Here is an 11,486-nt window from a genome sequence, read left to right on the forward strand (position 1 = left end):
GCCAAGGCGTGGAGACAGGCACGACTTTAAATTGGTTAGAATAGGTGGTTTGCCCTGTGCTGCCAGCTTCTTCTAGCGCTTGGGGTTGCTCGCCTTTGCGCGTGATAGAGACCACCAACCAATCGGCGTTCATTTCAGCCGCTAAGTGCTCACTGAGTGTAAACTGGGTGCCGGCACGCAGTAACGGTTGGTTGCTTTGCCCGGTTGCCAGGCGCGCATCGCGCCGTAAGTAATCGAGCCTTGCTTGGCTGTATGCGCGACCATTGGCATCATCTTTATAGCGGCCTGGCGCATCAAAATGCTGATACGTTTGTCGTTGGTAGGCCATATCATCACCGACCTGTTGTTGCATAAAGCTGTAGGCAGGTTTTTTGAAGCTATAGTCTTTGAGGTACACATCAGACACCGCGGTTTGTGTTTGCTTGGTGAAAGACCAGACATAGGGCGTATCGGCTTCCCCCCCGCCCGTGTTGTTATACACAACTGGGGCTTCTAAAGCAGGAAGCGCGTTGTTGTCATCACAAAAGATGAGCATGTGCTTGTCTTGGCTATGCGCAAAGTAGTAAACCAAGCCTTCTTCGGCGGCAAGACGCTCAATAAAGGCTAAATCCGTCTCACGATACTGGACACAGAACTCACGCTCTTCAAGCTTGCGAGACAGGGAGAATTGGTGGTCTTCCACCCCCATTTCCAGCAGCAGCTCAGCAATAATGTCTTGCACCGTCTTATGCTGAAAAATACGGCTGTTATGACGAAGTGCAAGTCGCTCGAGGGCTGGGACCAAGGTGAGCGAGTAAAAGGTATGGTGATGACCAATATCGCCTTGAGTGAAGCGCTTTACAACACCATGAAAGCGCTGCGCCACCTCACCATTGCGGTATAGGGTGAGTACTGCCGTTGCATCAATCACTTGCTCCGGTTTTAGGTCGGTATGTCGGCTTGCCAGCTCAATATCGTAGCGAAAGCCGTGGCATCCTCCATCAACGCGGTTATCATCAGAGAGGACTTCTTGGCCCTCAAACCCTCTCACGACAAAGCATTCATCCGCTAGGCCTTTAATACTGAATGTATAATGAAGTGTTGCCATCACTTACCTTCCTTTCTGTCGAAACAAGTCGATACTCTCAATGCGCACAAGGCTGAACGCGGTGCAGCCCGCCCAATAGGCAGGCTGCGGTTTCCTCATCAAGGCGAGGATTAAGCTTCGATAGGCTTGCGCCAGTCGTCTGAGCCAGATGTGCCCGCGTTAACGTGCTCCCAGATAACTTTACGGTATGACATAGAGACCGTGAGGTTCTGAGTGAAATCAGACTTGGCAGGATCTTGGCAGTGTGGCATTTCGCAATGGATGTCTACGATAGAGGCGCTTTCCAGCTTGGTGGTAAAAAAGTTTTCTTGTTTGCCTTCAATCGAAGTGCGATACCACTTCAGTTCGACGGTAGACATTTTCTCACCTGAAGACAGCGCATTATAAAGCAGCGGCACCGCTTTGTTGAGCGCGACGGTGAATTTGAATGGCTTATGAACGCGCTGGCCGGAGGGCTGGCCAGACTGTGGGTCAGTGGGAACCGTCACATTGTGGTTAAACTGCTGTACCAGCATTTCATCTTCGTGGCCTTCAACAAACGCATCACCGATTGAATCAGCGGTACACGCACCGGCAGTAATCAGCCCTGGGTTTCACCTTCAATCGAGATATAACATGGCGTTGGCATAATCGCTCCTATAAACATTTAATCATTAAGCACAGCCTATTCACTGTGGTAATGCTTATAATGCGAAAAGCGTGCCAAATATTATTTTGTTATTTTACAGATACTTACTTATTGTCTTGGCAACTTCTTGCTCGACCGCAAGCAAGAAGTTGCCAAGCTGAGCAAAAAGTTGCTTGGGGAGAAAAAGCGTCATTCAATCGGTTGGCGAACTCTCTACCCGTAGATACCAGCCAAAACGCCGATGAATATCACCAAACCGACATAGTTGTTGTTTAAAAAAGCCTGGAAACATGCCATGCGTTCCCGTTCACGGGCAAGATAGTGCTGATAAACAAATAGCGCAAAGGCAGCTAATAGGCTCCAATGGTAACCTGCGGCTAACCCTAGCCATTGTCCAGCGAGCATCAACAGCGCAAGCGTCAATAACTGCAACACGCCAACGGCGGTTTTATCCCAACGACCAAACAAGATGGCGGTCGATTTAATCCCAATCTTTAGATCATCATCGCGGTCCACCATCGCATATAAGGTGTCATAAGCGATAGTCCAGCAAATATTGGCCATAAATAGCAGCCAAATGACGGGTGGCAGCGCGTCTTGTGCCGCCGCAAACGCCATCGGAATCGCCCAGCTAAACGCCAGCCCCAACACTAACTGGGGAAGATGGGTATAGCGCTTCATAAACGGATAAATAAAAGCCAGCGAGACCCCGACAAAAGAAAGCTGAATCGTCAGGATGTTTTGGGTTAATACCAATAGAAATGCGCCTAATACCAAGGCAATAAAGAAACCAAGCGCTTCTTTCTCGCCAATCCGGCCTGAGGGCAAAGGCCGCTCTTTAGTACGTTTAACGTGGCCATCAAAATGGCGGTCCGCATAATCGTTAATCACACAGCCGGCGGCACGCATCATATACACCCCGAGTACAAATACCACCAGAGTCAGTAACGCCGGCATACCATCGGCGGCTAAAAACAACGCCCATAATGTTGGCCAAAGCAACAATAAGGTGCCAATGGGACGATCTAAACGCGCAAGCTGGCCAAAGGCAGCCAATTTCGTGCTCATGCGGGCGCCTCCTTGCCATACAGCGGCGAGTTGGGCAAGAAGAGTTCGGCAACCAACATCGGTCGATGATGGAGCCAAAGGCGTGAGCGACGGGCATACAGTTGGTGAGACAGGCAAGGAACGTGCGCGGTCTCAATCGCATCCCGCCGCGAGGCCCGCTGTTTAAATACATGCTGACCTAACGGCTCGGTCCCCAGCGCGTGTAAGTGTCCACCTTGGCCCTCTAAGGTCGAGGCAGGCATCAGGGTTCGCGCACACAGCCAAGGTTTTCCATCCCCTTTTAGCACAACTTCCCGTACCACACAGGCCTCTTGGCCAATCAAGGCGGCTTCGTGCTCGGCAAGTTTGTCCGGTGTCAGCTGATAGACTTGGAGTACGTCTACATCAAAATCCTGACAGTGGCGCTTGAGTCGCGCCGTCATTGAATGTGATTCTAACAACCAGCTGCCTTCTGCGGTGCGCTTTAACGCCGCAATATCTGGTCGCTCCCAGCGTGCCTGTTGCAGCGCCTCTAAATAGGTATGATTTAAGTCCGACATTATTTCCTGTGCCACATCGCGCAAAATTCGCCTGTCCGTTGCCCTATGAGGCGGACAATGTTGCTATACTCGAGGCAATTGTATCAGGCTGACCGCGATTGGAGAATGCGCACGGCCTACCCCTATCACATCATTAACCGAATTGTTGGATAGCTATGAGTAAACAATCTCTCGTCTCGATGGTACTGCTGAGCCTGTTGTTATGGGCCAGTATGGCTGTCCACGCAGAAGAAGAAGGTGGTCACCAAGCAAAGTACAGTTACTTTGCCTTAGAGCCTGAAATCACCACCAATTATGTCACCCAAGGTCCGCGGCTTGGCTTTATTAAGGTGAGCGTTGAATTGATGGTGGATGATCCCCGTTTAGTCAGCCAGCTAGAATACCACTCTCCGCTGATCCGCGATGTCATCATAGAGACCTTAGCGCAACAAACCGCGACCCAAATTAAATCGCTATCGGGACGCGAGGCGATCCGCAAGGCATGCTTAGATAAGGTCAACGAGCTTCTCCTTGCCGAAACCAATCGCAGGATGCTGGCCGACCTTTTATTCACCAAATACCTCTACCAATAATCACACGACTGAAGGCGTATCCTCAGAGACGGCATGGCTGATCACCTCAAGGTGGCTGCCTTGTGCTGCTAGCATCTCCCGGATTTGCGCAGGCGGGGTGACATCGGTAAAGACCATATCCAGTTGGGTAATATTGCCTAGATTCACCATCGCATTACGACCAAATTTGGTGTGGTCAGCGGCCAGCATCACACAACGACTGTTATCTAAAATGGCTTTTTTAACCCGCACTTCGTGGTAATCAAAGTCCAGTAACGAGCCATCGTCGTCAATACCACTGATCCCCAAAATGCCAAAGTCGAGCCGAAACTGGGAGACGAAATCGAGCGTGGCTTCGCCAACAATCCCCCCATCACGATTGCGTACCTCGCCACCGGCGAATAATCACCGTAAAATCTTGCTTCGGCATCAAGATCGCGGCAGCATTGAGGTTATTGGTCACTACCCGTAAGTGATGATGATCCAACAAGGCGCGTGCCACGGCTTCTGGCGTGGTACCGATATCAATAAATAAGGTCGCTCCATCCGGTATATGCTGTACCAGCGCCTGAGCAATGGTGTCTTTTTCCCGTTGCTGCAACACCTTACGGGTCGCATACGCGGTGTTTTCGGAGCTCGATGGTACCGTAGCACCACCGTGGTGACGGCGAATTTGATTTTCTGCAGCCAGCTCATTGAGATCGCGCCGAATCGTTTGAGGGCTGACATTGAAGCGCTCAACCAAGTCTTCCGTGCTCACGTATCCTTGTGATTTAACCAGATCAATGATTTGCTGATGACGTTTGTTTTGCTTCACTGCATCTCCCCTTACAAAAAAAGCCCCCGCGTTCACGAGGGCTTCCTAGTTTACGCATAGCCGCTAGGCGATGCCAAGACAGATTATTTAAGCAGCGTGCACAGGCGTGTCACGACGCACACGATGCTCCCCGACCCACGCTAAGCACAGGAAGAAAATCGCTAAGATACACCCGCCGGTCAGTAGCATAAATCCGCCGTCCCAACCAAAGTGATCCACGGTATAACCCAGGGCAATGTTCGCAACAACCGCACCACCCAAGTAACCAAATAGCCCGGTTAAGCCTGCTGCGGTGCCCGCTGCTTTTTTCGGTGCCAGCTCCAACGCATACAGACCAATGAGCATCACGGGACCATAAATTAAGAAGCCAATCGCAACCAGTGCCACCATATCAATACCTGGGTTGCCCGCAGTTGAACCAGTACACCAACACAGCGACCGTTACCAGCACCATAAACAGGACTCCGGCTGGCGCACGTGCCCCTTTAAAGAACTTATCAGACATCCAGCCACATAATAAGGTGCCAGGAATACCGGCCCACTCATAGAGGAAGTACGCCCAAGACGACTTGTCGACGGAAAAGCCTTTCGCTTCATCCAAGTAAACTGGCGCCCAATCGAGCACGCCATAACGAATCAAGTAAACAAAGGCATTGGCAATCGCGATATACCACAACAGACGGTTTTTCATCACGTAGGTGACAAAGATATCTTTAGCGGACATTTCTTTTTCGAAGGCTTCTTCGTCGTAGTTATCCGGATAATCGTCTTTGTACTCTTCAATCGGTGGCAAGCCACACGATTGTGGGGTATCGCGCAGGGTAAACCAGATAAAGACGGCAACTAGCGCCGCAAAGAAGGCCGGCACATAGAAAGAGGCGCGCCAGTCATCGTTGAACAGCCACAAGCCCAACAAGAATAGCGGCCCAATCAGCCCACCACCAATATTATGGGCAATATTCCATACCGAAACTAACTCACCGCGTTCACGTTGTGACCACCAGTGAACCATGGTGCGCCCGCAGGCAGGCCAACCCATACCTTGCACCCAACCATTGATAAACAACAGTACAAATATGATCGCAATACTGCTCGTCGTCCATGGTAAAAAGCCGAAACTGAACATTACCAACGATGATATTAATAGTCCGGCACTTAAAAAGTATCTTGGGTTTGAGCGGTCCGACACGCTGCCCATCAGAAACTTGGACAAACCATAAGCGATGGATACCGCCGCCAATGCGACGCCTAAATCGCCGCGGCTAAAGCCATATTCATCAATAAGAAAAGGCATCGCCAAACTAAAGTTTTTACGCACCAGATAGTAACCGGCGTAGCCGATAAAAATACCAAAAAATAATTGCCAGCGCAGTCGGGTGTAGGTGTCACCGATCTGTGACTCTGGCAACCTTTGCCGGTGAGCGGCCGGCCGGAAGATTCCAAACATGGGAGGGTCCTCAGTAAGATGTACGCGATGGATTAATTAAAAGGATAAAAATCAAACAAGTGAGCAATTAAATATTCGAACTCGCTCAACGAGTGGAATAATTACTCAAAATGAAAGTAAAAGCCGTGAAAGCGAACATAAAAACATAGATCTGACGCAATAAAAGTGTGTATACGAACAAAAAAAGAGCAATTAATTGCTCTTTTTGTCAGTCACAGCTTGTCTCTGTCGATAAACGTGAGGAAAGCGAGGGTCAAACGTGGCGTTTAGCGTCCCATAAACCGAGGGCACAACCGATGATTAAGCCAAATAAATGCGCCATATTGGCGATATTCATGCCCATAGGTTGGAAAAATCCAATCACAAGCCATGCCAGCATAAAGATCACATAGGGCTTTTCGATGGTTAATCCACGCTCAGGGCCAGCCAAGTCAGCCACCATAAATAGCCCAAAAGCGCATAGACTACGCCGGACAGGCCACCAAAATACGGGCCTTCTAACCAATATTGCCCTAAACCTGAGAATAGCGCGGCAAACAAAAAAATCTGAACCAGCTTGCTACTACTGCCAAGACGCTCAATGCGACCACCGAGTACCCACCACCACAATAGATTAAAGATGATATGCAAGGCGGAGAAGTGCAGCAGTGCATGGCTGAATAAGCGCCATAATTGCCATTGTTGACTGCTGTCAGCGGGAAACAACAGGCGACGCACCACCACATCAAAACCGCCGAGGGTCATCAGCGTAAACAAGGCCACACAGATAAACATCACGCCTAGGGTAACGGGGCCAGATTTCTCTTTCACCGTTTGCCACAATCGGGCTGAGGGATAGTGAAAGCGTGCTTGGCGAGTCTCAGCAACTTGCCAAGACGCGGCTTGATAACGGCTATGTGTTGGATCGGCAATAAAACGTTCAAGCTCGTTATCCACCCACGCCTTATCGTCGTCGTTAATCAACCAAACCGCAACGTGTGCGTCTGGCTCTGGTGCGAGCTCAAGGCTCACTCCATGCGCTGCCGCATAATCGATAAAAGCTTGCGCCAAACGTGCATTGGGCACTACTGCGAGTTTTTGCATGGGCTGTCCTATTTTATATCGATCCCTGATGCGGTCGGCAGTGATTGTCGGTGCCACGCCTCAAACCCACCATCAACGCTATAGACCGCATCAAAACCTTGATTGATCAAATACTGTGCCGCCCCTTGGCTACTGATCCCGTGATAACACATCACCAAGACGGTTGATCAAAGTCGACCTGATCCATAAAGGTCACCAAGGTGTCGTTGGTGAGGTGATAGGCCTCTTGAGGATGCGCGACCTGGAACGTTTGAGGATCCCGGATATCGACTAATACTGCATTTTGCTGATCATCGTTCAGCATTTCCCACGCATCGGTCACAGAGATATGTGCGAACTGATCCATACCTTATACCTCTCCACTCACAAAGTTATTCCCAGCTAACGTTATACGAGGGCTATGTGCCCTCGAGATGAACCCGCATTGTACCTGAGTTTGTTTCATGTCGCTTACCTCGCGATCCTCGCGCTGTTTGCTTTTTGATCGTTTGTGGACAAAGGTGTGGATTGCGTTGATAAGCGAAGATCCTACTCATGGATCCACTAGATGTAGTAGGGATCCAGGATAAACTGTGTATAACTTTTCATAACGATCATCGCCGCCCGGTTTTCAAGCATAAAAAAACCGGCCCAACGGGCCGGTTTTTCTTTACTAGAAAGACGCTAGAGCGCATCACCAATGGCTTGCTTTAGTTTCTTCATTGCGTTCTTTTCTAGTTGGCGCACACGCTCTGCGGAGACTTGATAATGCGTAGCCAAGTCTTGCAACGTTGCCTTATTGTCATCTAACCAACGAGCACGCACAATGTGCTGGCTGCGTTCATCCAAGCCTGACAGCGCGTTCGCCAAGCGACGATTGGCGTGCGCTTCCCAGTTTTCTGCCTCTAGCGACTCTGCGATATCGGAGCTTTTGTCCTCAAGGTAGTAAACCGGTGCCATCGGGCCATTTTCTCGCTCATCGTCAGCATTAGCTGGCGCTTCAAAGGTCGGATCTTGTGCCGCCAAACGGGCTTCCATCTCACGGACCTCTGACGCCTCAACGCCAAGTTGCTGCGCGACCATATTCACTTCGTCGTTATTAAACCAACCCAAGCGCTTCTTATTTTTACGTAAATTGAAAAACAGCTTACGTTGCGCTTTGGTGGTTGCCACTTTAACGATACGCCAGTTACGTAATACGTACTCGTGAATTTCCGCTTTGATCCAATGCACAGCAAATGACACCAGACGCACGCCAACTTCAGGGTTGAAACGTTTGACCGCCTTCATTAAGCCAATGTTGCCTTCTTGAACCAAATCCGCGATGGGTAAGCCGTATCCGGTGTATCCACGGGCGATGTGAACAACAAAACGCAAGTGAGATAAGATCAGCGACTTTGCCGCCTCCAAATCACCATGATAATGGAGACGCTCAGCCAGCGAATGCTCCTCTTCCGCGCTGAGCATAGGATGGCTGTTTACCGTTCGCAGATAACCATCGACGTTATCTTGTACAATCGGTGCCAATGCGTTCATCTCTTTTGTCATTCAAACCTCGTTTCCGAATCGTCGAAGACCGAATTGCTGATTAAGCATGCAAAAATATACCCAAGCGGGAAAAAACTGCAAGCCCTGATGTCTCTCTCGTTGTTCTATGACCGTATTCCCCCTACACAGGTTCAATCTCTTTTAAGTGACGGCGCGTCGCCAACAAGGCAGCAACGACACCAAGCAAGATTGAGCCCATCAATAATAGCAAAGACTCATCCCAATTAAGTCCGCTGAGGGTAAAGGGCTTGTTATAGAGCTGTGCAAATTGGTGAACGGCGCCATCCATCAGCCAAGTATTCATGGCGGTCAGAATCCAGGCTACGATCGCAGCTAGACTCCCCAACCAAGCGCCCATATACAAATAGGGGCGTAAAATAAAACTGTCCGTTGCGCCCACCATTTTCATCACCTGAATACGCGGTTGATGATGCAGGACCTGTAAGCGAAGCGTATTACCGACCAACAAAACAACTGCCGCCAACATTAAGACAGAAAACAACCACGCCATCGTCATGGCCAAAGTCTTGATCGCATCCAGCCGCGCCAGCCAATCGGTATCAAGCCGGACTTCATCCACTTCGTCTCGCTGTCTTAATTGCTCAGCCAATGCACTCGCCCGTTCCGACATGGACCGCATGCCGTCACTGTCAGCGTCTCCCGTCGGCACCACCACGATCACACTGGGAAGAGGATTATCCTCCAATAAGGTGACCGCTTGATGAAACCCACGTTGCGTTTTAAGTGCTGCCATCCCTTCAGATGGCGACAAATATTCAACACTCTCAATGTCTGGCCACGTGCTCAGTGTCTCTGCCAATGCCTGTCCTCGTTGCTCTGACTGTGCCTGAGTGAGGAAAACATTGATCTCCGCTGGACTTTGCCACTGTGCACTCACCGCGACAACATTCTTCGCCAGTAAGTAGAATGTCGCCGGTAACGACAAGGCAACCGCCAAGACCATCAACGTGAGTAGATTACCCATCGGGCGTTGAAAAAGATCATGCCAAGCTGTCAATGCATGACGTTGCTGGGTCTGAATAAATGACTCAGCCATGGCGAACCTCCGCTAAGCTTCCATGTTGCAAGTCAAAGCGCCGTAAGTGACGGTATTGTTCAAGCAAGCTGGTGTCATGCGTTGCCATTAAAATGGTCACTCCCACTTGATTGAACAAGCGAAATAATTCCATGATTTGCGCCGACAACGCAGCATCTAAATTGCCGGTTGGCTCATCAGCCAAGAGTACTTGGGGGCGGTTAACCACCGCACGAGCGATCCCGACCCGCTGTTGCTCTCCGCCAGACAGTTGTATGGGGTTACAACGCGCTTTATCGAGTAAACCGACTTTATCGAGGGCGGCGGAGACCCGCTTTTTTATCTCATTGTCTGACTGCTGCTCAATCCGTAAAGGTAGGGCGACATTTTCAAACACGGTCGCTCCATCAGCAGTTTGTGGTCTTGAAAGATAATCCCTAAATGACGACGCAAAAAGGGAATATCTTGACGAGGGATCCGTGAGATATCGTGGCCGTTGAAATAAATATGCCCATCACTGGGACGCTCAATGGCACAGATCAGTTTCAACAAGGTGCTCTTCCCTGCGCCTGAATGGCCAGTGAGTAAGGCCATATCGCCTTTGGGCAGCTCAAAATTGACCTTTTGTAAGGCCTGACGCCCCCCTCGATAGGCTTTGCTGACTTGCTGAAACTGGATCACGGTTATTCCTCCCGGCTAAACAGCGCCTCGATAAAGTCATTGGCGTTAAAGGTACGTAAATCCTCAATGCTTTCGCCGACACCAATATAGCGAATCGGAATATTAAATTGTTCAGCCACCGCAAAAATCACCCCGCCTTTCGCGGTGCCATCTAATTTAGTGAGGGTAATACCCGTGATCGGTGCTATCTCATTAAACAACTTCGCCTGACTGATCGCATTTTGTCCGGTGCCCGCATCGAGCGTCAGCATCACTTCGTGCGGCGCGCCCACATCCAGTTTTTGCATCACGCGGACAATTTTGCGTAGCTCTTCCATCAAGTTGGCTTTGTTTTGCAAACGCCCAGCCGTATCGGCAATCACCACGTCCACATTACGCGCTTTGGCCGCTTCAATCGCATCATAGAGCACGGAGGCGCTGTCAGCACCCGTATGCTGTGCAATCACGGGCACCTGATTACGCTCACCCCAAGCTTGCAACTGCTCAACCGCGGCCGCACGGAAGGTATCGCCGGCGGCTAACATGACCGATTTGCCCTGATCTTGAAATTGGCGCGCCATCTTGCCGATGGTGGTGGTTTTACCCACACCATTCACGCCGACCATCAGGATCACGTAAGGTTTGTGGTCCGTCAGTACCAACGGCTGCTCGACGCTTTCCAACATCTGCGCCATTTCTTGCTTCAAAATACCGTAAAGGGCTTCGCCATCTTTTAGATCGCGACGACTGGCCTTATCGGTCAGGTTATCAATGATTTTGGTCGTGGCTTCCATTCCCACATCAGAGATCAGCAGCTGCTCCTCGAGCTCTTCAAATAGGTCTTCATCGATTTTCTTGCCGCTAAACAGGCTAAAAAAGCCGGAGCCGAGGTTGGTTTTGGTCTTTTGCAGGCCACGTTTTAACCGCGCGAAGAAACCTTCACGTTGCGGTTTTTCGCGCTCGCGCACCACTGTGACCGGTTTTTCTGGCTCTGGCTCTGGCTCTGGCTCTGGCTCTGGCTCTGGCTCTGGCTCTGGCTCTGG

General features: G+C 50.3%; 9 protein-coding genes and 5 pseudogenes. 1 reads left to right on the top strand and 13 read right to left on the bottom strand.

Going from position 1 to position 11,486, the window contains the following annotated elements; translation table 11 throughout:
- From tssI to DZ54_RS0108540, 4 genes and pseudogenes are all read right to left on the bottom strand, one after another.
- The coding region (tssI, locus tag DZ54_RS0108525; protein ID WP_025673762.1) for a type VI secretion system tip protein TssI/VgrG at nt 1–1,087 on the bottom strand (1,087 nt) is incomplete at its 3' end.
- A gap of 110 nt (nt 1,088–1,197) precedes the next feature.
- Nucleotides 1,198–1,715: pseudogene (locus DZ54_RS20255) on the bottom strand (Hcp family type VI secretion system effector).
- A 213-nt stretch (nt 1,716–1,928) separates the two neighbouring features.
- Nucleotides 1,929–2,783 (bottom strand): 4-hydroxybenzoate octaprenyltransferase, encoded by an 855-nt coding sequence (gene ubiA / locus DZ54_RS0108535; protein ID WP_025673763.1) that lies wholly within the window; start codon nt 2,781–2,783, stop codon nt 1,929–1,931.
- Complete coding sequence (locus tag DZ54_RS0108540) at nt 2,780–3,322, bottom strand: chorismate lyase (protein ID WP_025673764.1); 543 nt, start codon at nt 3,320–3,322, stop codon at nt 2,780–2,782. The genes ubiA and DZ54_RS0108540 overlap by 4 nt, the downstream gene beginning before the upstream one ends.
- Nucleotides 3,323–3,477: 155 nt before the next feature.
- On the opposite strand from DZ54_RS0108540, the gene DZ54_RS0108545 reads away from it, so the two are divergent.
- The gene (locus tag DZ54_RS0108545; RefSeq protein WP_025673765.1) at nt 3,478–3,894 is read left to right on the top strand and encodes a flagellar basal body-associated protein FliL; all 417 of its coding nucleotides are present in this window, start codon (nt 3,478–3,480) and stop codon (nt 3,892–3,894) included.
- Here the strand turns inward: DZ54_RS0108545 and DZ54_RS20260 are convergent.
- The 9 genes and pseudogenes from DZ54_RS20260 to ftsY all read right to left on the bottom strand — a co-directional run.
- Nucleotides 3,895–4,690, bottom strand: a pseudogene (locus tag DZ54_RS20260) (DeoR/GlpR family transcriptional regulator).
- Nucleotides 4,691–4,777: 87 nt separating this feature from the next.
- Nucleotides 4,778–6,137 (bottom strand): annotated as a pseudogene (gene glpT / locus DZ54_RS20265) (glycerol-3-phosphate transporter).
- A gap of 253 nt (nt 6,138–6,390) precedes the next feature.
- Nucleotides 6,391–6,567: a rhomboid family intramembrane serine protease gene (locus DZ54_RS27130; RefSeq protein ID WP_338057046.1), complete on the bottom strand. Its 177-nt coding sequence runs from the start codon at nt 6,565–6,567 to the stop codon at nt 6,391–6,393.
- Nucleotides 6,543–7,220 carry a rhomboid family intramembrane serine protease GlpG gene (gene glpG / locus DZ54_RS20270; RefSeq protein WP_338057047.1) on the bottom strand — a complete coding sequence of 226 codons (678 nt, stop codon included), beginning with the start codon at nt 7,218–7,220 and terminating at the stop codon, nt 6,543–6,545. Before glpG ends, DZ54_RS27130 begins: the two co-directional genes overlap by 25 nt.
- A gap of 8 nt (nt 7,221–7,228) precedes the next feature.
- A pseudogene (gene glpE, locus DZ54_RS20275) lies at nt 7,229–7,566 on the bottom strand (thiosulfate sulfurtransferase GlpE).
- Between the two features lie 317 nt (nt 7,567–7,883).
- Nucleotides 7,884–8,747, bottom strand: coding sequence for an RNA polymerase sigma factor RpoH (rpoH, locus tag DZ54_RS0108570; protein ID WP_025673766.1), 864 nt, complete (start codon nt 8,745–8,747; stop codon nt 7,884–7,886).
- 121 nt (nt 8,748–8,868) lie between these two features.
- Nucleotides 8,869–9,804, bottom strand: a complete 936-nt coding sequence (ftsX, locus tag DZ54_RS0108575) for a permease-like cell division protein FtsX (RefSeq protein WP_025673767.1) — start codon at nt 9,802–9,804, stop codon at nt 8,869–8,871.
- Nucleotides 9,797–10,464: pseudogene (ftsE, locus tag DZ54_RS20280) on the bottom strand (cell division ATP-binding protein FtsE). The gene ftsX and the pseudogene ftsE overlap by 8 nt, the downstream one beginning before the upstream one ends.
- Nucleotides 10,465–10,466: 2 nt before the next feature.
- Nucleotides 10,467–11,486, bottom strand: a 1,020-nt coding sequence (gene ftsY, locus DZ54_RS0108585) for a signal recognition particle-docking protein FtsY (protein WP_025673768.1), incomplete at its 5' end; no start/stop codon positions are given.

The organism is Salinivibrio socompensis S35 (assembly GCF_000513715.1).
Lineage (GTDB): Bacteria > Pseudomonadota > Gammaproteobacteria > Enterobacterales > Vibrionaceae > Salinivibrio > Salinivibrio socompensis.

Excerpts from the sequence above, each read along its gene's own strand:
- ubiA (WP_025673763.1), bottom strand. The coding sequence starts at position 2,783 with ATGAGCACGAAATTGGCTGCCTTTGGCCAGCTTGCGCGTTTAGATCGT.
- DZ54_RS0108540 (WP_025673764.1), bottom strand. The coding sequence starts at position 3,322 with ATGTCGGACTTAAATCATACCTATTTAGAGGCGCTGCAACAGGCACGC.
- DZ54_RS0108545 (WP_025673765.1), top strand. The coding sequence starts at position 3,478 with ATGAGTAAACAATCTCTCGTCTCGATGGTACTGCTGAGCCTGTTGTTA.
- glpG (WP_338057047.1), bottom strand. The coding sequence starts at position 7,220 with ATGCAAAAACTCGCAGTAGTGCCCAATGCACGTTTGGCGCAAGCTTTT.
- rpoH (WP_025673766.1), bottom strand. The coding sequence starts at position 8,747 with ATGACAAAAGAGATGAACGCATTGGCACCGATTGTACAAGATAACGTC.
- ftsX (WP_025673767.1), bottom strand. The coding sequence starts at position 9,804 with ATGGCTGAGTCATTTATTCAGACCCAGCAACGTCATGCATTGACAGCT.